The following is a 26,061-nucleotide window of genomic DNA, read 5'->3' on the forward strand; positions in this document are numbered from 1 at the left end:
GTGGGGTGGGCGTCTTGACCCACCCTATAAGAGGAGTTGAATGTTTTTTATTTGCAAACCCCTAACCGACAACTATTGAGTCAGAATCCAGAATATTGGGAAAATCAAGCTTGCTATAATTTCCTAATTTTCTAAAAAATTAAGTTTGCATATCAAAATATTCTGAATTCTGAATCCCTAATTCTGGCCTAGCTATTGTTCAATTTACGTTGCAATTGTTTTAACGATTGATAGATATCTGGCAGGCGATGGTAAATAGCAGATGCCTTAAGATACACTTTATGGGGCATTGCGGGAGTTCCTGAGACAATTTCTCCGGGTGCAACATCACTGAGAATTCCAGTTTGGGCAGATACGATCGCCCCATCTCCCAACTTCACTTTATTGGCGATTCCTACTTGTCCAGCTAAGATAACGCGATTCCCCAGTTTGACACCTCCAGACAAGCCGGCTTGACCTGCGATCGCACAACCAGCACCTATTTGAGAACCATGACCGATTTGCACTAAGTTGTCAATTACTGTGTTGCGTCCTACTCGTGTTTCTCCCACCGCTGGACGGTCAATGGCGCTGTTGCAGCCAACTACCACACCATCTTCTAACACGGTATAGCCGGATTGTTCCATTTTTAACCAACCAGTGCGGGTAGGAACAAAACCAAAGCCTTCTGCACCGATGACAGCGCCACTAAAAATTACGCAATCTGCGCCGATGTGGGTGCGTTCGTGGATGGTGCAATTGGCGTGTAAGATGGTGCGATCGCCTATTTTGACATCTGGATAAACCACCACATTGGGATGAATAATTACACTATTACCAACTTCTACCCCTTGTTCAATGACAACGTGAGGGCCAATATAAACATCACTACCAACTTTCGCCGTAGGGTGAATTACAGCGCTAGGATGAATTTCTGGAACTGGGCGATATGGTTGGTAAAAAATTGCGATCGCTTTAGCAAACAACAATCGCGGTTCTGGAGTGCTTAGCCAAACGATACCACGTTCTTGTGCAAGTGCCTGTAAATTTTCATCCTGGGGCAAAATTAAAGCACTCGCATTGGTCTTAGCGATGGAAGATCCAAATTTTGCTCCCTCCACGTAGCTGAGATTACCGTTATTAGCCTCATCAATAGCCGCTACTCCGCTAATCTCTGGATCGTGGTTGGGATTCACACTTAGGCTATTAGCTGTAGCTGCGTCGCCGAATTTCTGTAGGATTTCGCTGAATTTCATTAGTAAAAAACGCAAATCAAGTTCTAGGATTATTACATCAGTAACACGCTAAGATACCATTGCGTTTGTCAATCCAGTAAAACTAATAGAACCTAAATGTATAGCAGTTAAAGCAGAGTTTAAGACAAAAGCCGATCGTAAAATCGACGCAATAACAGACTTTCTTTGCCTGTCGCCTATTCACTGTCGTATCTAATTTAATTACGAATTACAAATTATTTCATCATTGTATAATCCTTAGCTTTAAATTTTTACGAAAATGTTACGACTTTATCATTTAATACTAGGTTTGATGTTGGCGCTATTAATACCACTGGGAGCAAAATTTCTTCTCCCACGGCTTTCTCCAAAAAAACCGCCAAATCCACCTGCTGTGTCAAAACTTGCCAACCCTAGCGAGGGGAACGTCTGGCAGAAAATTCTTGGAAATACTCCTGCTCCAACTAACTGGCAAGTTGCTGTTTGTAATGAAAATGCAGCCTTGTTGTGTATTTCCTCTAAGGGAAAAGTTTTAGGTACAGTTGAGATTAACGTTTATCCACTAGAAAAGATTCCAGATTTTCAAAAGAAACTTGCAGTTGCGGGTGTTCCTACTAATTCTCCAGTTGACTACCAAAATTCTAAATACCAAACTCAGGTATTGACAGCCCTCAAGGCTTGGGTAGCAGACAAATATGCTACTGTTGCCAAAGACCGTCAAGCCCAATATGGAAGGGACATTATTTTCTCAGACTACCCAACACAACCAGTATCAGTTGGGAAACTTCAGGGAATCCGCTATGGCTTTGCTGGACTTAACCAACAAGGTGGAGTACAAGAGCAACATATCGGTCATGTTGCCTTTGACGGGGCTAGACTTTACGTAATTACGACTGCCTTTGATTCAGCTACGCAAACAGGTAAGTTTGAAAAACTGGAAAATTTAGCTATTTTTCAACCTTATTTATACGCGATCGCCGCAGATTTGCGTTTACCGCAATAGGGATTGGGGACTGGGGATTGGGGATTGGGTCTTGAGTATTAGAAAAACAGGCCCCAGTCCCCCATCACCTTAAATCTCAGCCACCGCCCGTTCAATTAAGCGACGTGCCAAAGTTTGCGTACCTGTATGTTCGTAATAATTAGTTGATACATCTAAGAACGCGGCTAGGTAGTCTAACTTGTCATCGGCAACATCCACAAAATTTTGTAAGTGATGGGCAACTTTTTGTGGTGTTAAATTATTAGCGTCAACTAATCCGCTCATCCAACCTTTAACTGAGTCAAAACTTTCGCCGATAAAGTTAAGTTTACTGCCAGCATTGTTACCTGGAATCACATCTTTGATGTTTTGGAAAGTTGAGTTTTGCTCTAACTCTTGCGGATTTGTTTGATTCAATCCAGATATTGCTTTGCTGATGAAGTCTGGGCCTAGAGGTATCAAACCATCAACGCAAACTAATGCCACCATACGGATGAGCGACTCACCGCTATATTCTCCCAAAGAGGCAACAAAGTCGCCAATACTATCTCCAGGAATGCCATTAATTTGGCAGAAAGCAATTAATTCAGCGACTAATTTTAATGTCAAATCGATGGTTTGGGCTTTGTCAGCTTTAGGAGTGACGGAGTTTAAAAAACCCAACAAAGGAATTTTCTCACCAACTTTGTTAGCTAAAGCTGCTGCACCAAGGGCTTTATCTGTATTATCAACGGTTTGATATAGCCACAAAGCTGTTTGATATCCCTGAGATTTATCGTTGAATAGATAAATTGCTCGTTCGCCAATTTGTTGAATTAAATCTTCGTCAGTTTCAAGAGTAACTGTTTTAATAGTGTTAACAAAGCCGACAGTATTTTGCCACTGGCCAGGAGCAACAAAATCGAGGGAATTTAACAGCGAAACAGTTAAGCCCCCGGTTGGTAATTCATCAACTAACTGAACAATCGATTTGCTCACAAAAATCTCCTTATTTCACGTTTGTTATGCTGATGTTGGCAATGCGGCTCAATTGAGTTTGGCTAGACCTTTGAGATTAAATTTTTCTATCCAATCTGCGCGATCGCTAGCTGTAAATGACGGATCGCGGGAAAGGACTTTTACTTGGTATTTACCTACTAAAATTGCAGTTTGCGTGTTACCTAGTTCGACTGCTGGATAACCCCCAATTTTTTTGGTGCTTTTCGAGAACTTTGCTGCTGTTGCTGGTACGCTACTGGTATCAGAAACAGATAGCAACGCGATATCTTTACCGCCTTTTTTCAACTTCGCTTCAGCAAAACCTTTTTTCTCTTGGGTATAGACGCGCTGGTAACCATCACTAGCATCTGGGAAAAATTTGTTAAATTCGCTACCTTGAGTTGCAGTTTTCGCCACTGCTTGACCGCTTTTTTGCTTAGTGCTATCTTGTTGTGCCTGGTCAAAACGTCCCGGTGTTTTTGCACTACAGGACGTTGTTAGTAATATTACTGACAGCAGTAACGCAGCCAAAACTCTACGCCCACGGTGTAAAACCATTTTTAGATTCTCCTGATACTTGAGCTTTGAGGCAATTATCTGCGGTGCTAGCGATTTTGACTCAGAAAATTTACTTTTTGATAATGATTGCTCAAGAGGCAATGGGCAATGGGCAATAGGCAATAGCCAATGAAAGTCTTTTGATGTCAGGGTTTTACAATCGGTTTATGTTCTAAAATTTGCTTCAACTGCTAGAACTGCGGTAGGCAATAACAGCATAAAACGGATCTCCTCCGGGTGCGCCTAGCCACTGTAAAAAATTCGGTACTGTTGATTTCTGAACGATAACTTCTGGGGTGGTAAATCCCGGTACTGCGGCGAAGTAACTCTTGACTAATTCCACTCGTTGTGATTCTGAAGCGTCCCGCCAGGCTTGAATTGCCTTTTGGAAGAACATCCGGTTAGAAAAGCTGATAATGGCGACACCACCGGGTTTGAGGATGCGGTGAATTTCAGAAAATATCGCTTCTGGATATTGGATATATTGCACAGATACGCAATTGAGAACCGCATCAAAATCTTCATTTGGCAAAGGAAGCTGGGGATTTTCGTTGATATTTTGCACAAAGTAACGATCGAAGCGGGGATTGCGTGCTAGTTCTTCGGCGTTGAGTCCGTGTCCCTCTATATGAGAAAATTGAATGTCTTCTGGCAGATGGGAGACCCAGCTGCTCATCATATCAAAGATGCGGGTGTTGGGTTTGAGGCGATCGCGATATAAGTCTGTTAGCTGTTGAATAAATCCTTCATCTACATGGGTGACGAAGCGAGGATAAGCATAGAATAAGCGATCGTCTGTGTCGTCTAATTTTAGGCGTTGATTTGGTTTTAACTGCATAAGTCTCTCGTGTAGATAACTTTTTTCCAAAATTGGGGCAATTTCAGGTATTTTTAAACAAGCACTCTGTAACATATTTTAATAATAGTAAGAAGCATACGGCAGAATTCAGAATTCAGAATTCAGGACTCAGAATGGCCTACGCGCCGCTGCGCTAACAGAACTCAGAAGTAAAACAAGTTTTATGTCTGGCTTTTAGGGCTAGTTTGTGGTAAGAATTCAGGAGTTAGGAGTTAGTAGGAGGTAGTGTGGTTTTGGGGGTTTATATTATGAGAAACTGCTGTTTAGAATAGTTGAAAAATCAATGATTATATACATATTTGATTTTTATTAAATTATCGAGTTTGAGTATTTAAACTTTAATTAATTCTAATACTCTTACAGCAAATTTTAAAATATATCATCAATCAATCCAGATTGCAGCATCTATTTTTGATAAATTTCAATGTTCTACAAATTACATTTCTTACAGTATATCTGGCGAAAAATCCTGCTTTTAGCAGCATCACCCTATTTCAGTTTGTTAGTTTGGATACTACCTTTATTAATATTCAGTTCTGGTTATAGCAGCCTAATAGCACATGATGAAGCGCTTTACGCTTCACGGGCACGTCTGATGTTCGATTCTGGGAATTGGATAGCACCTTGGGAAAAGGCACATCATAAAACTCCTGGCCCTTATTGGTTAATTGCCAGTTTCTATGAGCTATTTGGTATCAATGATATTAGTGCGCGTCTTCCTAGTATGATTACAGGAATTTTGTGCTTATGGATTGTATATGAAATTGGCAAAATTATCCTGGGTAAAAAATTAGCTTGGCTAGCCGCTGCAATTTTAAGTGTGGAATTTCTCTGGTTGCAATCTTGTCGTTTAAGTACACCTGATGTACCTCTAGTTTTATTGGTACTTTTAGCTATTTGGTCTTTGATAAAAGCAGAAATAAATCCTAGAAAACGCCAATTTTGGAGTTTTATTGCTGGTTTAAGTTTAGGTTTAGGCTTCTTAATGAGAAGCTTTATGATTTTTATACCAATCATAGCTTTATTGCCTTATTTAATTGGCGATCGTAGGCGTCACGGTCATCTGAGTAACCCGATTTTATATTTAGGGTTTTTCGTCGGTTTAATTCCTAGTTTTGTTTGGCTATGGCTTTGTTGGTTACATTATGGAAATCAAAGTTTTGAAGAGTTGTACAAGTTTGTTATATATCAAAGTAGTAATGGTAATGATAATTATCACACGAATTTTTTATTCTATGTATGGAATATTCCTCTCAAAGCATTTCCCTGGGCTTTTTTCGGAATTCTAGGACTATTTTTGGCTATCCGTCGCCCCTTTCGCTACAAATTGTTATTAGTTGGATTTCCAATTATCTTATTTACTGAAATTAGTATTTTTACGACTCGTTTCTCTCACTATAGTCTTTGCCTTTATCCCTTCGTTGCCTTGTTTGCAGCCGTGGGTTTAAACTGGCTGGGCGAAATTTACCAGCTAGGAATTCCCTCTCAATCCACTGTTCAAAAACGTAAAAAAAATATATTAAACTTTTTTGCCAAGCAGAATCTTCCGCGAAACCTAAGTTATGGCTTTGGCGGGTTCGGTGTTTTACTTATCATCGCCAGTATTGTAATTTTTGCTTGGGGTAGTTCTGATATCCGCAAGTATGCAATTATTGGCTTGGCTATGGGATTAGGTTGGTTAATTTTACCTGTAGTGTGGATTGGTCGTTATCACTTTGGTAAAAAGTTTCTCACAACTGGTTACTGGGTTGCAGGTTGGTTAATTCCCTGTTGGTTAGCTTTAGCCGCGATGGGTAGCACAGGTATGTTAAGTGACTATAATCCGGCTTTAAGAATTTTTCTGCAACAAAGTGCGATCGCTTCAATTTTGAAAACGAATCCGATATACTTTGTGCAAATAGATGATAAAGTCCAAGTACTGCTCGATTTCTATATTGCTATTGACGACAAACGAGTAGTCTCATTTTCTCAAGTACCAGCTTTTAGCTATGCTTGGACTGATCAAAATCAATCCCCTAAATTATCCAGACCTCACCGCATTCTGGGTACTGTCAAAGAATATCAGTTTATTCAAGTACTTAATTAATGGGCATGGGGAGGTGTGGGAGGTGTGGGAGGTGTGGGAGGTGTGGGAGGATGGGGAAGAAATCTTTCCCCCCACGCTCCCCACACTCCCCCATCTCCCCACACTTCCCCATCTCTCCAGTCCCCAAAAAAGAGCTATTGCAAAAATACTGGAAATTAGATAGTATATAAATATTACGTATACTAAATAAATTTTTCAAATGATTTCTACATCCAATCAATCCCCAACTTTAGAGTCGTGGCAGCAAAATCTGGCACCATACAATTTAGGATACAGAATTAAATTACTCTCGCAACTACTTAGCCGCAGGTTTACTGATAGACTAGAACCCTTTGGATTGACGCCATTTCACTGGTTGGTGTTGTGCTGTCTTTGGCAAGAGGATGGTTTGCCTACTTCTAGTATTGGGGACAAACTCAAACAAGTAGGCGGTACTTTAACTGGGGTATTAGACCGTATGGAGGAACGCGGCTTGGTACGTCGGGAACGGGACACTCAAGATCGCCGCATCTGGCGAATCTGGCTAACGGATGCAGGTAAGGAACTACAAATTGTCCTACCTCCAATCGCCGCAGCAGTGCGGGATGAAGCAATGGATGGTATTTCCGTTGCCGATCGAGAATTCTTTTCCCAGATTTTGAATCAGGCGATCGCTAACCTCTCTTAGCTAACCTCTGTTAAATATTCTCCCACAATCACCCAAGCGGGGGAGGCAACATTAAGTTTTATTTTGAGATAATACTACGCATACTAAATAAAAGATGAGCAAAGGCTCGTAACTAAATATTACGCATTCTAAATAAACAAGAGTGAATCGAATTATTCTGCAAGGAGTTGAAAATTATGGCCGCCAATACTTTAAACGGACGCAAGGATAACAAAACCCCAGTTTTAGAACCAGAATTGCTTACAGATTCAGAGACTTTAGAAGCTGTGACTACAGAGACAGCACAAGCACCTGTTGTCACTCCCAACACAGAGAAAGAAGTTCCACCGAAGCGTAAAAAACCGATTGGTTTAATTTTGGCAGGATTGGGTGTAGGTGCGATCGCCGCAGGTGCTTTTGGTTATAACTACTGGCAATATTCCTCTACCCACCAGGAAACAGATAACGCCACCGTTGTAGGAAACATTCACCAAGTTAGTAGCCGCATTCCCGGAACCGTCACTCAAGTGTTGGTGGATGATAATCAACTGGTGCAACCGGGACAGTTGTTAGTGAAGTTAGATCCGCGGGACTATGAAAGTAAGGTACAACAAGCGCAAGCAGCCTTAGAAAATGCCCGTGGTCAGGCGCAAGCCGCCCAAGCAAATATCGCCCTAGCTTCACAAACCACCACTGGTAAGACAACTCAGGCGCAAGGGGATGTCAGCAATGCTGTGGCAGCAATTTCTACTGCCCAAGCAGCAGTCCAAGAAGCGCAAGCGGGGATACCTGCGGCGCAAGCAGAGGTGAAATTAGCCCAAGCCGGCATTCCCGCAGCCCAAGCTCAGGTAGCCCAAGCAAATGCCAACTTAGAAAAAGCCCAAGCAGATTACAATCGTTACAACGAATTGTATAGATCGGGTGCGATCGCTCGTCAGCAATTAGACACAGCCAAAGCAGCGTATGATGTAGCTGTAGCGCAGAAAAATGCTGCTGTTCAAGGAGTAGAACAAGCCCAAGCCAGATTAGCCTCAGCCAAAGTTGGTGTCGCCAAAGCCCAATCTCAGCTAGCACAAGCCCAAGAAAATGTAATCAGCGCCCAAGCGAAACTGGCTGCATCCAAGGGAGGATTGCAACAAGCCACAGCCGGGGGACAAGATACAACAGCAAAACGCAGTCAATACGAAGCAGCAAAAGCAGCGATCGCTCAATCAGAAGCATCTCTTAAAGATGCTCAATTGCAACTATCCTACGTTAATATTACCGCTCCTAGTGCCGGACGAATAGGCAGGAAAAACGTGGAAGTTGGTAACCGAGTTGCAGCGGGAACACCGTTAATGGCGATCGTAGATAATCAGAATTGGGTAGTTGCAAACTTCAAAGAAACCCAATTAGAAAACATGCGGCCGGGAGAATTAGTAGAAATTAAACTGGATGCCTTTCCTCATCATAGTTTTGTTGGTCGTGTTGACAGTATTTCGCCAGCTTCCGGCGCTCAATTTGCCTTATTGCCACCAGATAATGCTACAGGTAACTTTACCAAAATTGTACAGCGCATCCCGGTCAAAATAGTTTTTGACCAAAAGAGTATTCAAGGATACGAATCGCGGATTACTCCTGGGATGTCTGCGGAAGTTGCAGTGGAAGTTAAGTAATACCAAATTGTCTGTAAATAGATGAAAAACCTCTTTCTAACTATGACTTCTCCTACATCTATGGAGAGGCGTATAAAGATGAGGTCAGATGATATCTATGAAAGCAGATTGGTATAAAAAAAACTGACATGAAAAAACCGCTGCTCCCTGCATTAAGGTCAAAAAACTACCAGCTGTTTTTTGCCGGACAAGGTATTTCCCTGATTGGGACATGGATGACGCAACTCGCTACGATTTGGCTAGTTTATGACTTGACTCACTCTGCTTTAATGTTAGGAGTTGTCGGGTTTTCTAGTCAAATTCCGAGCTTTTTTTTAGCTCCCTTTGGCGGAGTATTTGTAGATCGCTTTTCGCGGTATCGTACCTTAATTGGCACGCAAATCTTGGCGATGATCCAGTCATTAACATTAGCAGCACTGGCGTTGACTGGTGTGATTCAGGTATGGCAAATTATTGCTTTGAGTTTGTTTCAAGGATTTATTAACGCCTTAGATGCACCAGCACGGCAAGCATTTGTGCCTGAATTGGTTGAAAGTCGGGAAGATTTAGCCAATGCGATCGCCATTAACTCTACAATGGTTAACGGTGCGCGATTAATTGGGCCGGCCATCGGGGGTTTACTAATTGCTGGCGTTGGCGTTGCCTATTGTTTTTTAATAGATGGTTTGAGCTATATTGCCGTCATCGCTGCTTTATTGGCGATGAAAGTTAAACCTTGGAAAAATTCAGTAACAGATGGTAATCCCTTGCAAAAAGTCAAAGAGGGATTTGTATATGCCTTTAGCTTTCCGCCGATTCGAGCAGTTCTATTGCTATCAGCTTTAGTTAGCCTTCTTGGACTACAAAATACTATTTTAGTACCAATTATTGCAGAAAAAGTTCTCAAAGGTGGCGCAGAAACTTTAGGATTTTTGATGGCCGCGTCTGGAGTTGGAGCCTTATCTGGTGGTATTTATCTCGCTACACGCCAAACAATTTTGGGAATAGGTAAATTCATAGCTTTAGCTCCGGCAATTTTAGGAATTGGTCTGGTTAGCTTTTCCTTATCCCGATTTTTGCCACTTTCTTTGTTTAGTATGTTATTTGTTGGTTTAGGAACAATTCTGCAAATTGCTGCTAGCAATACATTTTTACAAACAATTGTTGAAGAAGATAAACGCGGAAGATTGATGAGCTTATACACAATGTCATTTTTGGGAATGATTCCTATAGGTAATTTATTAGGAGGTGTATTAGCAAATCATATTGGTGCTACTAACACTTTACTGTTTGATGGTATAGCTTGTATTGTCTTTTCTATAATTTTTAGCAGACAGTTGCCCGCTTTAAGACAAATAATGCGACCCATTTATGAGCAAAAAGGCATCTTTAATAAGTAATAAAACTTAGGATCGATAACGCGCATAAATGTATAAAATGCAATTGCAAAATCTTTTTACTACTTAACCTTGAGTTGAAACAACGCTATGGCTAATACAGGTGTAATTCGTCAGCCAGGGCAAAATCCTGCTCTCCCACCAGATCGTGTACCGCTAAGAACTTGGATTGGTGTATTGGCAAGTATGCTTGGTGCATTCATGGCGGTATTAGATATTCAAATAACTAATGCTTCTCTACAAGATATTCAAGCAAGTTTAGGGGCAACTTTAGAAGAAGGTTCTTGGATTTCTACCGCCTATCTCGTTGCAGAAATTGTAGTCATCCCTCTAACAGGATGGTTATCAAGGGTCTTTTCTCTGCGACGTTATCTGTTAGTAAATACTGCACTATTTATTTTATTTTCTATATGCTGTGCTTGGGCGTGGAATTTGAATTCTATGATTATGTTCCGCGCCTTACAAGGTTTTAGTGGAGGAGTATTAATTCCCACCGCTATGACAATTGTTTTAACGACCTTACCGCCGTCTAAACAATCAATAGGATTAGCAGCGTTTGGTTTTAGTGCAGTTTTCGCTCCATCAATTGGCCCGACATTAGGAGGTTGGTTAACTGAAAATTTTGGTTGGGAATACAACTTTTATATCAATATAATTCCAGGGGCATTAATGCTAGCTGGTGTTTGGTATGGAATTAAGCAAGAAGCATCCCAAATTAGTTTATTAAAACAAGGTGACTGGTGGGGAATTATTGCAATGGCCATCGGATTAGGTTCCCTGCAAGTTGTTTTAGAAGAAGGTAGCCGCAAAGATTGGTTTGGTTCGGCGTTAATTGTGCGCTTAACTGTAATTGCAGTAATTTTTTTAGCAATATTTTTCTTTATAGAATTAACTCGTAAACAACCATTTATTAATTTGCGGCTGTTGTTTAGGCGTAACTTTGGTTTAGCCAGTATTGTGAATGTATCTTTGGGAGTAGGATTGTATGGCTCGATTTATATTTTACCGTTATATCTTGCCCAAATTCAAAAATATAATGCCCTACAAATTGGTGAAGTATTGATGTGGGCTGGGATTCCACAATTATTTATTATTCCTTTTATACCCAAATTGATGCAACGTTTTGATGTGCGCTTCATGGTGGCTGTTGGGGTGACTTTATTTGCCGTGAGCGCATTTATGAATTCTGGAATGACTAATGAAACAGGATTAGATCAATTACGCTGGTCACAATTTGTGCGTGCAATGGGACAACCTTTAATTATGGTACCGCTGAGTTCTATTGCCACTGGTGGTTTAAGTCCAAAAGAAGCAGGTTCAGCTAGTGGTTTATTTAATATGATGCGGAATATGGGCGGTTCTATTGGTATTGCTTCTTTAGCAACTTTATTAACGAATAGAGAACAATTTCACTCGAATAGATTGGGTGATGCAGTATCTTTATACGACCCAACAACTCAACAGCGAATCGACCAAATGACACAATATTTTATCAGCCGAGGAGCAGATTTAAGTACAGCACAAAATCAGGCGATCGCATCTATATCAAATATTGTCCGTCGGGAAGCATTTGTCATGGCTTTTAACGATTGTTTCTACTTTATTGGCATTGCGTTGTTACTGAGTGGAATTGCTATTTTATTCTTTAAAAAAGTTAAAGCAAGCGGTAGTGCTGTCGCTCATTAAAGTTATTGGATGAGTTAAAATATTTGATAAAACTACTCAGGTACTAACATGGTCATTAGCCAAAATGAGTACTATATCTCCCCAGAAGAATATTTAGAAGGCGAGAAAGTAAGTGAAATAAAACACGAGTATATTGATGGGCAAGTCTATGCTATGGCAGGGGCGAGCGATGGTCATGTTACAGTTAGCATGAATGTATCTATGTTGCTACGAAACCATCTCAGGGGTAGTGGTTGCCGTGTCTACATGTTAGATATGAAAGCCCGAATTGATGTCATAAATCGCTATTTCTATCCTGATGTGATAGTTACTTGCGATACACGAGATAGAGAATTTGAATATTTTAAGTGCTATCCTTGCTTAGTGGTGGAAGTGCTTTCTGAATCAACAGAAGGCTATGACAGAGGTAAAAAATTTGCTAGTTACAGACACTTAGAATCATTACAAGAATATGTGCTAATTTCCCCAGACCGAATGAGTGTCGAATGCTTCCGTCGTAATGAAGAAGGACATTGGGTACTTTACCCTTATGAAAAAGGAGAAGAAGTACATTTAGCTAGCGTTGATTTTCGTTGTGCGATCGCAGCAATATATGAAGATGTATCATTAGCAGACGATAATAATTTTTAATCCAACATTTCTGGGTCAATTCCTAAAGCATTGAGTTGTTCCACAGAAAGATTACGCAATTTCTCTGTAATTAATAGCCGCTTTTGTCGCTCAACTTCAGCACGTTCTTCACCTGTTAAGAGTAAATTTCCTTGTGCATCCCACCACCGCAACCAAGGTAACTCTGCATTCTGATACAAACCCTGCCAAATTCCCAACTCTACCCCTAAAGGAGCGATCGGGTAATGTCCTCTTTCATTGGGTTTCATCAGTTGATAGGTAAAATCGATGAGGTGATATACCTCAACCTGGGCTTTTGCTACTTCATAAATTCCATAATAAGGCACTCGAATTGCCTGTTCATAAACCCAAAATTTGCCAACATTTCCACCTTCTGCTTGTGATGGCGGCGTTTTATCTCGTTCTTCTGAACCATCTCCAGAGACAAATTCCAAGACAATTAAAGGTGCAACGTACTCCTTCCACAGCACATAAGAACGTCGCATTTTACCATCGAGAGTAGGCGGTACATTCGGTACATAAAACCAATCTGGTGCCTCGGCACCCTTTTCAGGAGGATCTGTTAATCGCCAGTAAATACCAGAATCTTGTCCAATACAATATTGTCCATCAGGATGGCGTTGTTCTAGAACAGGTTTAATTGAATCTGTAATTAAAATACTTTGTGGATGCTCCTAAAGATTTTTGCCTCCGGCACGCTTCGCGAACACGAATGTACCATCTGAATCTGGTAACTGGATATGGCCAGGTAAAGTTAATGCCGATAAAGAAGTCATAGGCTTTAACCAAGTGTTGATCTGAACTATTATTGTAGATTGCTATTTTTTACAGATGCAAGAGTAAGCAGCAACCTCTGAATAATCTTCTTCAGAGATCGCATTTTTGGCAAAGCATCCCGAAAGTAAATCTTGTTAACTTTTCTCTCGTGATAAATCAATACGGTTCAGTTAAGGACAGGACTTAGCCAAAATTAAGAAATAACGAACCGCAAAGGGCGCAAAGAACACGAAGGAATAAGAGCAAGAGAGAGTTTTTGCACAAGTCCTGAAAGGTTTTTGGCGCTAACTGAACTGTATTGCGTGATAAATTTGATTTTCAAGAAATACTAGGATCGTCTGTTTTTTTGATTTCTTCCAAGATTTTTTGAACTTGATTAACTTTTTCTTTTCTATTCTGTTCTTTGAAGATATTTAAAGCTTTTTCTAAATAAGATATTGCCTCATCTTGTTTGTTTGTTTGCCACATTGCTAAAGCAAAATTAGTCATTGCTTCGGCATAATTAGGATTAATTTCTAAGGCTTTCTGATATTCAGTAATAGCTTCTTGCCAGCGGTTTTCGCTAGCATAGACCATACCGATCGCATTGTAAGCTAGAGCATATTTTGACTGGAGGCGAATGGCTTCTCTGTAGGCGCTAATTGCTTCCTCTGATTTCTTTTGCCGAAAAAGTACGTTTCCCAGTTGAAAGTGTCCAAAGGCATCTTTAGGGAATTGTTTAATTAATTTGCGTAAATTTTCCTCTGCACCTTTCATGTCTCCTTGATTGTACAAAGCATTGGCTTGTTGGAGAATCTGCGATCGCTCTGATGGCCCTTGGTCTGAAAATTGCGCTAGTTTCTCTACTTGTCTTTGAGTATACTGTTGAGGCGAATGTAAAGAAACTGCTAACACCGATGGTGATAGACCAATGGCAGCGATCGTACTCAGTGCTATGCAGCTAAAAGGTTGAACAAATGCTGATTTCAGTTTGCTGTTCAGTTTCATCGCCCTGAATGCCTCAATAGTGTTCTAATACTTATGATAAATTGCGGGTGCGTTACGGTGTAACGCCCCACGATTTATCTAAAATTGCTACGCCCCTTCCCGCAGTTTATCCAACACGCTTCTATCTTCTAAGGTTGAAGTATCTCCAGATACTTCTTGCCCAGCAGCCAAATTTCGCAATAATCGCCGCATGATCTTACCAGATCGCGTTTTCGGTAAAGCGTCGGTAAAGCGAATTTCTCCGGGACGGGCGATGGCACCGATTTCTTTGACGACGTGTTGCTTGAGTTCTTTACTCAATTCTTCACTGCCTTGATAAGTGCCTTCTAATGTCACAAAAGCAACTACTTCTTCACCTTTGAGTTCATCTGGCTTACCCACTACCGCTGCTTCTGCAACTGCTGGATGGGAAACTAAGGCTGATTCTACTTCCATTGTACCGAGTCGGTGGCCTGATACATTGAGTACGTCATCGACCCGACCCATTACCCAAAAATAACCATCTTCATCGCATCTAGCGCCATCACCCGCAAAATAAGTATAGTTACCATCTTTGGGGGGGATGTGTTCCCAATAGGTGCGGCGGAAGCGTTCCGGATCGCCGTAGACTGTCCGCATCATTCCCGGCCAGGGATGGCGGACTGCTAGATAACCGCCTTCGTTGTTGGGTACGGTGTTTCCTTCCAAATCCACGACATCTGCGATAATTCCAGGGAAGGGAAGAGTTGCGGAACCTGGTTTCGTGGGAATTGCCCCTGGTAGCGGGGTAATCATGATACCGCCAGTTTCAGTTTGCCACCAAGTATCGACAATTGGACAGCGATCGCCACCAATTACTTTGTGATACCACATCCAAGCTTCTGGGTTAATAGGTTCGCCGACGGTTCCCAGCAATCGTAAGGAAGACAAGTTTCGCGCGTTGGGATGTTGTTCACCCATCTTTATAAATGCCCGAATTGCCGTAGGTGCAGTATAAAAAATATTGACGCCGTATTTTTCAATTACATCCCAGAAACACCCAGGATTAGAAGCACGGGGCGCACCTTCATACATCACCGTGGTTGCACCGTTAGAAAGCGGCCCATAGACAATGTAGCTGTGTCCAGTAATCCAACCCACATCTGCGGTACACCAATATACATCTGTGTCTTGCAGGTCAAAGATCCACTTGGTGGTCATGTGGGTATACAAATTATAGCCAGCAGTTGTATGCACCACACCCTTTGGTTTGCCTGTACTGCCGGAAGTGTAGAGGACAAACAGCATATCTTCGCTGTCCATTGGTTCGGCGGGACAATCAGCGGATGCATCTTTTTGTAGATCGTGCCACCAATGGTCGCGTTCCCCCAACTGCATATAAGTTTCTTGTCCAGTGCGCTTGACAACCAGGACATTTTCTACACTGGGAACAGCGCCATCAGCTAAGGCTTTATCTACCTGTTCCTTCAGGGGAACGATCGCATCTTTGCGCCAACCACCATCTGCTGTAATTACCAACTTGGCTTTGGCATCAATTAAGCGATCGCGCAAAGCTTCGGCACTAAAACCACCAAATACCACACTGTGAGGTGCGCCAATTCTCGCACAGGCTAACATGGCAATGGCAGCTTCGGGAATCATCGGCATATAAATACCAACGCGATCGCCTTTTTGTATGCCTAGTTGCTTCAACACATTGGCAAACTGGCAGACTTCCCGATGTAGTTGGGCGTAGGTGAGGGTACGCGAGTCTCCTGGTTCTCCTTCCCAAATCAATGCAGCTTTATTTTTGCGCCAAGTAGTGAGGTGTCTGTCAAGGCAGTTGTAAGAAATATTCATCTTACCGCCAACGAACCACTTAGCAAAAGGCGGTTGCCAATCTAGTACTGTATCCCATTTTTGGAACCAAGCTAATTCTGTAGTCGCCAAATCTGCCCAAAATTGCTGCGGATCGGCTTTAGCTTTGTCGTAGAGGCGCTGATAGTCTTCTAAGCTTTTGATATGGGCGTTTTGTGAGAATTCCGAACTAGGATGGAAAAGGCGATTCTCTTGTAGGATCGATTCTATGGTTGGTTGAGACATAGTTTATAAGCGCGATCGCTATTGTTACTAAAAACTATTCTTAGCCCAGTTACGCTGTACTGTGTTTAGATTTTCATTAAGCTGGGTGGAAATTGCCCAGTCATCTCCCGATTGGTGAATTTCGGGCGTTGCTGATTGAAAATATGAATTTGTCTCACGCAAAGTCGCAAAGGCGCAAAGGTACAAAGAAAAGGAAAGGTAATTTTGGCATTTCATATTCTGATTCAGCAACGCCGAATTTCGACTACGCGGTAATCGAGCGAAGTCGAACCACATCTCCCTCACTCCCTTTTCCAAAAACTATGCCACTTATTCTCGAAGCCAGTAGTTTATCTCTCAACGATGTTCATCGCTTTCTCAAACTCGAAAAGCTTCTCAATGGTTTATTTACAAACTTCTTAAATCTAGAACCACTCTCTGAGTTTGAACAGCAGGATTTATTGCGAATCAGAAATGACTTTGATCGTTACTTAAGCGCAGGTAAAATTTCTGAAGGGTTAGTTAAATTTTTGACTATTGCGCCATTAATGCGGTTAGCAGGATTTTATGATGTGCCGATTCGGTTGACAATGGAAGATAGCGTGGCGATCGCTGTCGAAGATGAAGACAAAAGAATTACCGGACGCATGGATATTTTAGCACTCAATAATCCTCAAACTAATGCTGCATCAACTTTTTGGATTTTAGTAATTGAAACGAAAAATAGTGCGATCGAAGTGGGTGAGGGTTTACCTCAATTACTCACTTATGCTTTTAAAAGCTTAGAACAACAATCATCTGTTTGGGGTTTGGTAACTAACGGGCTGCGTTATCAATTTGTTTATTTAAGACACCAACAACAGCCAACTTATCAATTAATGCCATTATTAAGTCTCAATCAATCTCCCGATGCAATTGAGTTATTACAAGTTCTTAAAAGCATCTGCAAGTTAGTCAATTTTCAGGAATAATGAATGTAAATTGCGGGGCGATCGCTTATGTCTGAACCTGCTACTTTAGAATTTATCTCTGATAATACCTCAGAAGATGAAGTTATTTTTCCTCCTGGCGATATACTGAGTGACGAACCACCCTTGGAAAGTGACCTACACCGAGACCAAATCGATTTGCTGATTCGCCTACTGAAATCGTGGTGGCGAGAAAGACAAGATTTTTATGCTTCTGGAAATTTGACAATTTATTACAGTCCCAACCAGAAAAAATCAGAATACTTCCGAGGCCCAGACTTTTTTGTAGTTTTGGGAACCGAGAAAAAAGACCGTAAAAGTTGGGTAGTTTGGCAAGAAGACGGCAAATATCCAAATGTAATTGTGGAGATTTTGTCGAATTCAACAGCAGCAGTTGATAAAGGCTTTAAAAAAGAAGTTTACCAAGATACTTTCCGCACACCCGATTATTTCTTGTTTGACCCCATAACAATGGAATTACAAGGATTTCATCTTGTAGATGGTAAGTATCAAAATATTCAATCCACTACTGATGGACGTTTATGGAGTCAGCAGTTAGAACTTTATTTGGGAGTTTATGAAGGTAAATTAAGATTCTTTACTGCCGAAAATCAATTGATACCATCATCAGAAGAACTAGCCCAACAGGAAAGTTTACGCGCCCAACAGGAAAGTTTACGCGCCCAACAAGCAGAAGAACGCGCCCAACAAGCAGAACAAGAAATTGCTAGGCTGCGTGAACTTTTGCGTACACAGGGGATTAACCCTGAGAATATTTGATGAGATGGGCAAATTTACATAGACACTTTACAGGTAAAATTGGAGAAGAATACAAACTTCAGAATTCACAATTGAGAATTCAGAATCAATTTATTCATACCCCAGGCACACAGAATGAAATCCGGACTCCTGACTCCTGAATTCTTTCTTATTAAAAAAGCGTTAGTATCTGAAAGTAGGGCCTCGTTTGCAAGCAAAAGAGATTAAGGATAAATTGAAATCCCTCATCGAGCAAGCTTCCTCGATAGATCCTAATCTAGCGAGAAGATTAGATGAAATCAACCGTTGGGTAAAAAATATTAAACCGGGTTCCCTGACGGCTAAACCTTTTGTCCTTGCTTTTCTCTTAGAAGTAATTACGGATTCGACAATTTGGTTAATAATAAAATCCTCACCTTCACAAGAAGAACAAAAAGCCAAATTTGAGGAAATGACACCCATTGAAAGATATTGGTATGGTTACCTTTTTCCCAAATGGATTAATGCAAATGATTCCAAGTTTTATATTTGGAAACAAAAATTAATGGCAGGTGAGTTTAATCAGGGTGATGATGATATTATTAGAAATATAGCCCAAGATGTTGTTCAGCGAGAAGGTAGTTTTTGGCAGCGTTATATTGCCGACCTATCAATGGCAACGGATTTAATTGTTAGTAGTCGTAACAATCAACCACTCTGCATTCAAGTTACCAGTGTCAGTGAAGAACTCAATCAACAAAAGTACCAAGCTTGGCAAAATACACTGCGATCGTGGGAAATAGAGAGAGGATTGTTCCTAAGTTACAATCCCAAGGATACTAATTTTGTTAACCAGTTAGTCAACGTGGCACTGTATAACAGTGATTACCTCTCTGGTGGGAAATATTTAAAATTTTCCTGATTATTTCTGGATTTGGATGTACAAGATTTGTATTCTAGCCTACATACTTACCTGCTCATTACAGCTTTTATGGCTCACAAAAGAGAAACTCACACCTGCAACAATGTTAATTTTGCCGAAGCTTTAGCAACAGCTAGACAAATGCAGCAGAACTGGTTAACTTACGGCGTTGATTTTGTGAATTTTTATGTTGAAGATGTAAATGGAGACTGGTTAGAAACCTGGGGAAATGATGAAATCTTAGGGAATTCTCGATTAGATGCTATTAAAGAATTTTTGGTAAGTGATGATAATGTAGCTGTAAAAGTTAGAGAGTATTTAGGAGAGCGATCGCTGTTCGATTTTGCAGTAAGTTTAGAAGAATATTGGAGAAGTCCTGAAGTAGACGACAGGTTAATTGCTGTGACAAATCTATTAGCTGGTGGTGAAAATATTGTTGATACAGATGATATTAGCTTAGTAGATTTAGCAAATAGTCTGTTGGTGAAGTTGGCAGATATTTTATAAAATTTTGAATCACTCCAGATTTTAGCCTAATTGAATACAACGTTTGTAGGGTAGTACAATTGTGCTGCCCTACACTTATCTCAACATTTAAGAAATTAAAATAAAAATTAAGCGATGAGCCTACGTGTGATCTTAGGAATTTTTATAGAGACTACTGATGCACAATAATAGCTTCTCGATTTATTTCAATATAGGAATGCTGCTTAAACAATTCAACTACAGATTGGAAGTTTCCTATAAATAGTGTTTCCATTCTGAGTTTTTAATATTGCCTGTCGTAATTAAAAGTAGTTTATAAGGTTGCTGAATTGTTAAAAAAGAGTTGACAAAATCCACATCTTTAGTAATTAAAATTCGATCTTCTGCAATTGATATGACATTAATCTCATTATCTGGAGTGGCATTTTGGCTTGGTAAGTCTCTAGTGTGGATTGCATCGTAACCTGAAGCTTTTAGAAAACGAGCAAGACGAACAGGTAACTGAGCATCGACAAGAAATTTCATGAGGCAATCCGATGAATACTTTTGACTTGGCTGAGTCGAGCAGCAAACAACAAGACAGCGAAAATATCTTCAGATTCTAAGTCGTCATAATCTGCCAATATTTCCTCATTAGTCATACCAGAACTCAGCAGTTCTAAAATCAATTCAACTGGATAACGAAGTCCTCTAATACATGGTTTGCCGTGGCATATATCTGGATTATGAGTAATGCGTTGTAGAAGTGTGTTATCCATAAAAAATATTCATGAATTATTACTTTACTGTGCCTGAGTTTTTCTCATAGGTTGGTTCTTTTGACGTAGTTGCTATTGTATATTTAAAAAATTATTTTTTCGAGAACGGCTTTAGGTTTACTTATAGAAAAACGAAAATTTCCAGCAAAAATCTCCAAAGCATAAATAAAACTTAGATGTTATTTATAACTAATTATAGTTTACTTATTAAAGGATGAGTTTTTGTAAGCGATCGCCTTAAGACTTCCCAAAAACGAATATTAAAACTTTTGGTGTATTGACTTACACGGCAAATACCCCAGTAGTAGGGCAATCGCACCAACTCAACCCTCTTCAGAATGCACCAGAACCACGTTAAGCTGGATCAAAGTGGCAATTTGCTGCGCTCTTGAATAAGAAAATCTCTGTTAGAGTCAAATTTTAACTTTTTCCTGCTTGAGAAACTTGGAATGCTAGACCGAATTTTTGATTACCTCCACTTTCATTTCAGCGTTGAAGCCCCGATAGTCTTGCTGATACTAATATTTTTAGAGGCGGTGCTATCTGCTGACAATGCGATCGCCCTCGCAGCCATCGCCCAAGGGCTAGAAGACAAAGAACTTGAGCGTAAAGCTTTGAACTTTGGTTTAGTAGTAGCCTACGTGCTGCGAATCACCCTAATTCTAACCGCCACCTGGGTACAACAATTCTGGCAATTTGAATTATTGGGCGCTGCCTACTTGCTATGGCTGGTATTCCAACACTTTACCTCAGAAGAAGGCAACGACGATCATCATCACGGGCCGCGTTTTAATTCCTTATTGCAAGCCATCCCCGTGATTGCATTTACAGATTTGGCATTTTCCTTGGATAGTGTCACAACTGCGATCGCAGTTTCTCAAGAAAAATGGCTAGTGCTAACGGGTGCCACAATTGGTATTATCACACTGCGATTCATGGCGGGATTGTTTATCCGTTGGCTAGACGAATATGAAAATCTAGAAGATGCAGGCTATATAACTGTTGCTTTTGTGGGTTTGCGACTCTTATTAAAAGTAGTGAACGATAGTTTAGTCCCACCAGAATGGCTAATGATTACAGCCATCTTCCTAATTTTAGGCTGGGGATTTTCCAAACGCGTTGGCGCCCCCGAATTACCCCAAGTAGAACCGGAAAAAACAGAAGTACCCAAGTAAGAAGAGGGGCATTGGGAGGTGTGGGAGGTGTGGGACGATGGGGAAGAAATCTTTCCCCCCACACTTCCCACACTCCCCACACTCCCCATTCCCTAATTTCTTACTCGCGCAACCAGGGTGTTAAATGCGGTTGCCAATTGACTAATTCTTCATCCTTAAACCACAGGGCTACTTCTCGTTGGGCGGTTTCTGGAGCATCGGAACCGTGAATTAAGTTACGACCAATATTAACGCCAAAATCGCCGCGGATTGTTCCTGGTTCGGCTGATAAGGGGTTCGTTGCACCAATGATTTTTCTCGCAGATGCAATAACGCCATCTCCTTCCCAGACCATCGCTACTACGGGACCAGAGGTAATAAATTCAACTAAGCTTCCAAAGAACGGACGTTCCCGGTGGACATCATAATGTTGTTCGGCTAGTTCCCGACTGACTTGCAGGAATTTTAAACCAACTAGGGTAAAACCTTTAGTTTCAAAGCGACGAATAATTTCGCCTACCAATTTGCGCTGTACGCCGTCAGGCTTAATTGCTAAGAATGTGCGTTCCAAAGCTATCTCCCAAAACTTAATAAAGTTTTTATCTAGTCAATTGTCCATTGTCTTTTGTCGTTTGTTCAAGGGTTTTGCACTCATGACTGATGACAAATGACATGACAAATATAGCGGTTCAAGCATAGTTTAGGATATAAGCTGACCGTAAAATCCAGATAGCAAAAGACTTTCTTTGCCTATTGCCTGTTGCCTATTGCCTATTGCCTGCCATAACACATGACTCTTGACCAATCAGAGTTTATCTCAGAAATTAACCTTGGGTGCATATCGGTTATGAAACGAATGCGCTAAATTGTTAATTCGTGGGTGAAACACAGAGGTTAGGAAGAAATGGGTGTTGAGTCAACTGCTACATCTGACGAGGTGGTACTACTACCGTCCAATGGACAGAAATCTGAAGTGAAAAAAAATCAACAAAAAAAGCTGTTACCACCAAGTACTACCACAGGAGATTTACCTCGCTCCTGGAAAATTGAGGATAGCGAAACACTATATCGCATTGAAGGTTGGGGACAACCTTATTTTTCCATTAATGCTGCTGGTCACGTTACCGTTGCCCCCAAAGGCGATCGCGGGGGTTCTCTAGATTTGTTTGAATTAGTCAATGCCTTGAAGCAGCGCAATTTGGGACTACCCTTGCTGATTCGCTTTTCCGATATTTTAGAAGACCGGATTGAGCGGTTGAATGCTTGTTTTGCCAAAGCGATCGCCCGTTACAACTACCCTGGTGTCTACCGTGGTGTGTTTCCTGTCAAGTGCAACCAAGAACGCCATTTAATTGAGGATTTAGTCAAATTCGGCAAGCCTCATCAATTTGGTTTAGAAGCGGGTTCCAAGCCCGAATTAATGATTGCTCTGGCTATTCTGGATACACCAGGAGCATTGTTAGTTTGCAATGGCTACAAAGACCAGGAATACATTGAAACGGCAATGTTAGCCCAAAGACTAGGGCAAACACCAATCATCGTCTTAGAACAAATTGAAGAGGTGGATTTGGTGATTGCAGCCAATCGCCAGTTAGGGATTAAGCCGATTTTGGGCGTGCGCGCGAAACTCAGCACCCAAGGTATGGGACGTTGGGGAACTTCCAGTGGCGATCGCGCTAAATTTGGCTTGACTATGCCTGAGGTCATCGAGGCAGTTGACAAGCTACGGGAAGCTAATCTGCTGGATTCTTTACAGTTGATGCACTTCCATATCGGTTCGCAAATTTCTGCCATTAATGTAATTAAAGATGCCATCCAAGAAGCCAGCCGCATTTACGTAGAATTGGCAATGCTGGGGGCAGACATGAAATACCTCGATGTCGGTGGCGGTTTGGGTGTAGATTACGACGGTTCCCAAACCAACTTCTACGCATCGAAAAATTACAACATGCAGAACTATGCCAACGATATTGTGGCAGAGTTAAAAGATACCTGTGCTGAACGGCAAATTCCCGTACCAACACTGATTAGTGAAAGTGGAAGAGCGATCGCTTCCCATCAATCAGTGCTGATTTTCGACGTTCTCAGTACCAGTGATGTCCCCCTCGATCCGCCAGAACCGCCCCAAGAGGGAGAATCCCCAATTATTAATTACCTCTGGGAAAGCTACCAATCCATCAACAAAGAAAATTACCAAGAACTGTACCACGACGCGGCACAATTCAAAGAAGAAGCCATCAGCCGCTTCAACTTGGGAATTTTACGCCTCAGAGAACGAGCCAAAGCCGAACGGCTCTACTGGGCTTGTTGTCAAAAGATTTTAGACATTACTAGGCAGCAAGAATACGTACCGGATGAACTGGAAGACCTAGAAAAAATCATGGCTTCCATCTATTACGTCAACATGTCAGTGTTTCAATCAGCACCAGATTGTTGGGCGATCGACCAGTTATTCCCCATCATGCCAATCCACCGCTTGGATGAAGAACCAACGCGGCGGGGAATTTTAGCAGACCTCACCTGTGACAGCGACGGTAAAATCGACCGCTTTATTGACCTGCGCGATGTCAAATCTGTTTTAGAACTCCACCCCCACAAAGCAGGAGAACCCTATTACTTGGGTATGTTCCTCAATGGAGCTTACCAGGAAATCATGGGTAACTTGCACAACTTATTTGGCGATACCAACGCCGTTCACATCCAATTAACGCCCAAAGGCTACCAAATCGAACACGTAGTCAAAGGCGACACCATGAGTGAAGTGGTGAGCTACGTTCAATATGACTCCGAAGATATGGTGGAAAACATCCGCCAGCGCTGCGAGAAAGCTTTAGAAGAAAAGCGTATCACTCTAGCAGAATCTCAGCGACTTCTACAAACCTACGAACAGAGTCTCAGAAGATACACTTATCTAAATAGTTAGGATTGAGGAATGAAGATAAGAGTTAAGAGATGAGAGATGAGAGATGAGAGTTGAGAGTTAAGAGTTAAGAGTTAAGAATAAAAATCATAATTCCTAACTCCTAACTCCTCATTTTTAAATAGTTAAGAGTTAAGAGTCAAAACTCCTAACTCCTAACTCCTAACTCCTAACTCCTAACTCCTAACTCCTAACTCCTAACTCCTAACTCCTAACTCCTAACTCCTAACTCCTAACTCCTAACTCCTAACTCCTAACTCCTAACTCCTAACTCCTAACTCTGATTTTAATTCGCGCTTGTCCCCAATAATTCCTCTATCGCTTGTCGCTCAAGAGGAGTATGGGATGGTACTGTCTGACGAGCATCGGTAATTAGCCAGTCTAAAGCTGCGGCTTGAACATCAATTGCAGCACCGGTTTTATCGACGCAATAACGTCCAAACACTAGCTTATCCACTAAGCGGACGCCCGGACCGAGGCGTGACCATTCAAAAATGACGCTGTTTTCTACAGTTGCGCCACTACATATCCAACAATTGGGGCCAATCATCGCTGGGCCGACGATTTTAGCTCCGTCTTCTATTCTTGTCATCCCACCAATGTAAACTGGGCCTGTGATATCCACTTTGTCCCAATTGACCGCAACATTTAAGCCAGTGTAGATACCAGGGGCGACTTCATGGCCAGGAATTTGTACATTTTTGATTTCACCCAACAGCACACCGCGAATCGCCCGCCAATAGTCTGGTACTTTACCAATGTCTACCCATTCAAAGTCCATAGGAATGGCATAAAAAGGAGCTTTGATTTCCACTAGTTTGGGGAACAATTGGCTACCAATGTCGTATTCGACGCCAGAGGGGATATAGTTAAATACCTCTGGTTCAAAGATATAAATACCGGTGTTGATGTTGGTACTGAGGGCTTCTTCAGTTGAAGGTTTTTCTTGGAAAGCTTTAACCCGACCATCTTCGTCGGTAACAACCACACCGTAGCTAGAAACTTCTTCTTTGGGGACAGTTTTCGTAATAATAGTAGCGATCGATCCTTGAGCTCTATGCCATTTAACTGCCGCAGTTAAATCCAGGTCAATCAAAGCATCACCGCACAATACAACGAAAGTGTCATCAAAAAACGGTGAAAAGTCTTGAATGCGGCGCATTCCTCCAGCTGAGCCAATGGCTTCACCTACCAGTTTACCGTCGTCGTCTATTTTCCCTTCAAAAGAATAGGCAATTTGTACGCCAAACCGCTGACCATCACGGAAATAGTTTTCTATTTCCTCAGCCAAGTGACTCACGTTGACCAGAATCTGGTCAAATCCATGTTGGCGTAACAGTTCCAGCAAAAACTCCATCACTGGCTTTTGCAGGATGGGCATCATCGGTTTGGGCATAGTGTACGTAATTGGACGCACGCGAGTACCCTTGCCAGCCGCTAGAATCATCGCTTTCATAAAAGTTTATTCCTCAACCACAAGCCAGTTTACTTTCTTTAGAGTGATACTTAATCATCAGTTTTTATTTCTGCTCTAAGTTATCCCTCCAAACAGGGATAACAATAATTTAGTGGTTATTGCAACCATAGGTACACTTAGATGACAAGCGATCGCTTATCTTTTCAATTTACTCGGATTTGGAA

24 protein-coding genes and 1 pseudogene are annotated in these 26,061 nt (G+C 41.4%); 14 read left to right on the forward strand and 11 right to left on the reverse strand.

Annotated features, from left to right (window positions below; genetic code table 11):
- Positions 1 to 188: 188 nt before the first annotated feature.
- The gene (gene lpxD, locus H6H03_RS04330) at positions 189 to 1,235 is read right to left on the reverse strand and encodes a UDP-3-O-(3-hydroxymyristoyl)glucosamine N-acyltransferase (protein ID WP_190953917.1); all 1,047 of its coding nucleotides are present in this window, start codon (positions 1,233 to 1,235) and stop codon (positions 189 to 191) included.
- A 259-nt stretch (positions 1,236 to 1,494) separates the two neighbouring features.
- On the opposite strand from lpxD, the gene H6H03_RS04335 reads away from it, so the two are divergent.
- Entirely contained in the window at positions 1,495 to 2,217 is a 723-nt protein-coding gene (locus tag H6H03_RS04335) for a hypothetical protein (RefSeq protein WP_190953918.1), read from the forward strand.
- A gap of 69 nt (positions 2,218 to 2,286) precedes the next feature.
- Here H6H03_RS04335 and H6H03_RS04340 read toward each other — a convergent pair whose 3' ends face one another.
- From H6H03_RS04340 to H6H03_RS04350, 3 genes are all read right to left on the reverse strand, one after another.
- Positions 2,287 to 3,174, reverse strand: a complete 888-nt coding sequence (locus tag H6H03_RS04340; protein WP_190953919.1) for a hypothetical protein — start codon at positions 3,172 to 3,174, stop codon at positions 2,287 to 2,289.
- Positions 3,175 to 3,222: 48 nt separating this feature from the next.
- Positions 3,223 to 3,732, reverse strand: a complete 510-nt coding sequence (locus tag H6H03_RS04345) for a hypothetical protein (RefSeq protein ID WP_190953920.1) — start codon at positions 3,730 to 3,732, stop codon at positions 3,223 to 3,225.
- 184 nt (positions 3,733 to 3,916) lie between these two features.
- On the reverse strand, positions 3,917 to 4,570 hold the full coding sequence (locus H6H03_RS04350) for a class I SAM-dependent methyltransferase (RefSeq protein WP_190953921.1): 654 nt from the start codon (positions 4,568 to 4,570) through the stop codon (positions 3,917 to 3,919).
- 445 nt (positions 4,571 to 5,015) lie between these two features.
- Between H6H03_RS04350 and H6H03_RS04355 the strand changes: the two genes are divergently transcribed.
- From H6H03_RS04355 to H6H03_RS04385, 7 genes are all read left to right on the forward strand, one after another.
- Positions 5,016 to 6,677, forward strand: coding sequence for an ArnT family glycosyltransferase (locus tag H6H03_RS04355; protein ID WP_190953922.1), 1,662 nt, complete (start codon positions 5,016 to 5,018; stop codon positions 6,675 to 6,677).
- Positions 6,678 to 6,692: 15 nt separating this feature from the next.
- Entirely contained in the window at positions 6,693 to 6,836 is a 144-nt protein-coding gene (locus H6H03_RS04360) for a hypothetical protein (protein ID WP_190953923.1), read from the forward strand.
- Between the two features lie 40 nt (positions 6,837 to 6,876).
- On the forward strand, positions 6,877 to 7,344 hold the full coding sequence (locus H6H03_RS04365) for a MarR family winged helix-turn-helix transcriptional regulator (protein WP_190953924.1): 468 nt from the start codon (positions 6,877 to 6,879) through the stop codon (positions 7,342 to 7,344).
- Between the two features lie 176 nt (positions 7,345 to 7,520).
- A complete protein-coding gene (locus H6H03_RS04370; RefSeq protein WP_190953925.1) occupies positions 7,521 to 8,978 on the forward strand; it encodes an HlyD family secretion protein in 1,458 nt (485 codons plus the stop codon).
- 128 nt (positions 8,979 to 9,106) lie between these two features.
- Positions 9,107 to 10,357 (forward strand): MFS transporter, encoded by a 1,251-nt coding sequence (locus H6H03_RS04375; protein WP_190953926.1) that lies wholly within the window; start codon positions 9,107 to 9,109, stop codon positions 10,355 to 10,357.
- Positions 10,358 to 10,444: 87 nt separating this feature from the next.
- Positions 10,445 to 12,040, forward strand: a complete 1,596-nt coding sequence (locus H6H03_RS04380) for a DHA2 family efflux MFS transporter permease subunit (RefSeq protein ID WP_190953927.1) — start codon at positions 10,445 to 10,447, stop codon at positions 12,038 to 12,040.
- Positions 12,041 to 12,088: 48 nt separating this feature from the next.
- Positions 12,089 to 12,670 (forward strand): Uma2 family endonuclease, encoded by a 582-nt coding sequence (locus H6H03_RS04385; protein WP_190953928.1) that lies wholly within the window; start codon positions 12,089 to 12,091, stop codon positions 12,668 to 12,670.
- Here H6H03_RS04385 and H6H03_RS04390 read toward each other — a convergent pair.
- The 3 genes and pseudogenes from H6H03_RS04390 to acs form a co-directional block, all read right to left on the reverse strand.
- Positions 12,667 to 13,446 (reverse strand): annotated as a pseudogene (locus H6H03_RS04390) (Uma2 family endonuclease). The gene H6H03_RS04385 and the pseudogene H6H03_RS04390 overlap by 4 nt on opposite strands.
- 319 nt (positions 13,447 to 13,765) lie before the next feature.
- On the reverse strand, positions 13,766 to 14,434 hold the full coding sequence (locus H6H03_RS04395) for a tetratricopeptide repeat protein (RefSeq protein WP_190953929.1): 669 nt from the start codon (positions 14,432 to 14,434) through the stop codon (positions 13,766 to 13,768).
- An 87-nt stretch (positions 14,435 to 14,521) separates the two neighbouring features.
- Positions 14,522 to 16,495 (reverse strand): acetate--CoA ligase, encoded by a 1,974-nt coding sequence (acs, locus tag H6H03_RS04400; RefSeq protein ID WP_190953930.1) that lies wholly within the window; start codon positions 16,493 to 16,495, stop codon positions 14,522 to 14,524.
- Between the two features lie 302 nt (positions 16,496 to 16,797).
- Between acs and H6H03_RS04405 the strand changes: the two genes are divergently transcribed.
- The 4 genes from H6H03_RS04405 (at position 16,798) to H6H03_RS04420 (ending at position 19,609) form a co-directional block, all read left to right on the forward strand.
- Complete coding sequence (locus tag H6H03_RS04405; protein WP_190953931.1) at positions 16,798 to 17,445, forward strand: restriction endonuclease subunit R; 648 nt, start codon at positions 16,798 to 16,800, stop codon at positions 17,443 to 17,445.
- A 27-nt stretch (positions 17,446 to 17,472) separates the two neighbouring features.
- A complete protein-coding gene (locus H6H03_RS04410; RefSeq protein WP_190953932.1) occupies positions 17,473 to 18,222 on the forward strand; it encodes a Uma2 family endonuclease in 750 nt (249 codons plus the stop codon).
- A gap of 187 nt (positions 18,223 to 18,409) precedes the next feature.
- Positions 18,410 to 19,102 carry a hypothetical protein gene (locus tag H6H03_RS04415; protein WP_190953933.1) on the forward strand — a complete coding sequence of 231 codons (693 nt, stop codon included), beginning with the start codon at positions 18,410 to 18,412 and terminating at the stop codon, positions 19,100 to 19,102.
- Between the two features lie 69 nt (positions 19,103 to 19,171).
- Positions 19,172 to 19,609, forward strand: a complete 438-nt coding sequence (locus tag H6H03_RS04420; protein ID WP_190953934.1) for a hypothetical protein — start codon at positions 19,172 to 19,174, stop codon at positions 19,607 to 19,609.
- Between the two features lie 234 nt (positions 19,610 to 19,843).
- Here H6H03_RS04420 and H6H03_RS04425 read toward each other — a convergent pair whose 3' ends face one another.
- Complete coding sequence (locus H6H03_RS04425) at positions 19,844 to 20,113, reverse strand: DUF5615 family PIN-like protein (protein WP_242057723.1); 270 nt, start codon at positions 20,111 to 20,113, stop codon at positions 19,844 to 19,846.
- Positions 20,110 to 20,346: a DUF433 domain-containing protein gene (locus H6H03_RS04430; RefSeq protein WP_190953935.1), complete on the reverse strand. Its 237-nt coding sequence runs from the start codon at positions 20,344 to 20,346 to the stop codon at positions 20,110 to 20,112. The genes H6H03_RS04425 and H6H03_RS04430 overlap by 4 nt, the downstream gene beginning before the upstream one ends.
- Before the next feature lie 449 nt (positions 20,347 to 20,795).
- Here H6H03_RS04430 and H6H03_RS04435 point away from each other — a divergent pair, with 449 nt between their 5' ends.
- Positions 20,796 to 21,521, forward strand: coding sequence for a TerC family protein (locus H6H03_RS04435; protein ID WP_190953936.1), 726 nt, complete (start codon positions 20,796 to 20,798; stop codon positions 21,519 to 21,521).
- Between the two features lie 100 nt (positions 21,522 to 21,621).
- Here H6H03_RS04435 and ndk read toward each other — a convergent pair whose 3' ends face one another.
- The gene (gene ndk, locus H6H03_RS04440; RefSeq protein ID WP_190953937.1) at positions 21,622 to 22,071 is read right to left on the reverse strand and encodes a nucleoside-diphosphate kinase; all 450 of its coding nucleotides are present in this window, start codon (positions 22,069 to 22,071) and stop codon (positions 21,622 to 21,624) included.
- A gap of 333 nt (positions 22,072 to 22,404) precedes the next feature.
- Between ndk and speA the strand changes: the two genes are divergently transcribed.
- On the forward strand, positions 22,405 to 24,423 hold the full coding sequence (gene speA / locus H6H03_RS04445; protein ID WP_190953938.1) for a biosynthetic arginine decarboxylase: 2,019 nt from the start codon (positions 22,405 to 22,407) through the stop codon (positions 24,421 to 24,423).
- Between the two features lie 283 nt (positions 24,424 to 24,706).
- On the opposite strand, the gene H6H03_RS04450 is transcribed toward speA, so the two are convergent.
- The gene (locus tag H6H03_RS04450) at positions 24,707 to 25,876 is read right to left on the reverse strand and encodes a sugar phosphate nucleotidyltransferase (RefSeq protein ID WP_190953939.1); all 1,170 of its coding nucleotides are present in this window, start codon (positions 25,874 to 25,876) and stop codon (positions 24,707 to 24,709) included.
- Positions 25,877 to 26,061: the final 185 nt, after the last annotated feature.

This window comes from Nostoc paludosum FACHB-159 (assembly GCF_014698835.1).
Lineage (GTDB): Bacteria > Cyanobacteriota > Cyanobacteriia > Cyanobacteriales > Nostocaceae > Nostoc > Nostoc paludosum.

Excerpts from the sequence above, each read along its gene's own strand:
- H6H03_RS04345 (WP_190953920.1), bottom strand. The coding sequence starts at position 3,732 with ATGGTTTTACACCGTGGGCGTAGAGTTTTGGCTGCGTTACTGCTGTCA.
- H6H03_RS04380 (WP_190953927.1), top strand. The coding sequence starts at position 10,445 with ATGGCTAATACAGGTGTAATTCGTCAGCCAGGGCAAAATCCTGCTCTC.
- H6H03_RS04450 (WP_190953939.1), bottom strand. The coding sequence starts at position 25,876 with ATGAAAGCGATGATTCTAGCGGCTGGCAAGGGTACTCGCGTGCGTCCA.
- H6H03_RS04435 (WP_190953936.1), top strand. The coding sequence starts at position 20,796 with ATGCTAGACCGAATTTTTGATTACCTCCACTTTCATTTCAGCGTTGAA.
- H6H03_RS04430 (WP_190953935.1), bottom strand. The coding sequence starts at position 20,346 with ATGGATAACACACTTCTACAACGCATTACTCATAATCCAGATATATGC.
- H6H03_RS04385 (WP_190953928.1), top strand. The coding sequence starts at position 12,089 with ATGGTCATTAGCCAAAATGAGTACTATATCTCCCCAGAAGAATATTTA.
- speA (WP_190953938.1), top strand. The coding sequence starts at position 22,405 with ATGGGTGTTGAGTCAACTGCTACATCTGACGAGGTGGTACTACTACCG.
- H6H03_RS04425 (WP_242057723.1), bottom strand. The coding sequence starts at position 20,113 with ATGAAATTTCTTGTCGATGCTCAGTTACCTGTTCGTCTTGCTCGTTTT.
- acs (WP_190953930.1), bottom strand. The coding sequence starts at position 16,495 with ATGTCTCAACCAACCATAGAATCGATCCTACAAGAGAATCGCCTTTTC.
- H6H03_RS04375 (WP_190953926.1), top strand. The coding sequence starts at position 9,107 with ATGAAAAAACCGCTGCTCCCTGCATTAAGGTCAAAAAACTACCAGCTG.
- lpxD (WP_190953917.1), bottom strand. The coding sequence starts at position 1,235 with ATGAAATTCAGCGAAATCCTACAGAAATTCGGCGACGCAGCTACAGCT.
- H6H03_RS04395 (WP_190953929.1), bottom strand. The coding sequence starts at position 14,434 with ATGAAACTGAACAGCAAACTGAAATCAGCATTTGTTCAACCTTTTAGC.
- H6H03_RS04370 (WP_190953925.1), top strand. The coding sequence starts at position 7,521 with ATGGCCGCCAATACTTTAAACGGACGCAAGGATAACAAAACCCCAGTT.
- H6H03_RS04350 (WP_190953921.1), bottom strand. The coding sequence starts at position 4,570 with ATGCAGTTAAAACCAAATCAACGCCTAAAATTAGACGACACAGACGAT.
- H6H03_RS04355 (WP_190953922.1), top strand. The coding sequence starts at position 5,016 with ATGTTCTACAAATTACATTTCTTACAGTATATCTGGCGAAAAATCCTG.
- H6H03_RS04420 (WP_190953934.1), top strand. The coding sequence starts at position 19,172 with ATGGCTCACAAAAGAGAAACTCACACCTGCAACAATGTTAATTTTGCC.
- H6H03_RS04405 (WP_190953931.1), top strand. The coding sequence starts at position 16,798 with ATGCCACTTATTCTCGAAGCCAGTAGTTTATCTCTCAACGATGTTCAT.
- H6H03_RS04365 (WP_190953924.1), top strand. The coding sequence starts at position 6,877 with ATGATTTCTACATCCAATCAATCCCCAACTTTAGAGTCGTGGCAGCAA.
- H6H03_RS04335 (WP_190953918.1), top strand. The coding sequence starts at position 1,495 with ATGTTACGACTTTATCATTTAATACTAGGTTTGATGTTGGCGCTATTA.
- H6H03_RS04410 (WP_190953932.1), top strand. The coding sequence starts at position 17,473 with ATGTCTGAACCTGCTACTTTAGAATTTATCTCTGATAATACCTCAGAA.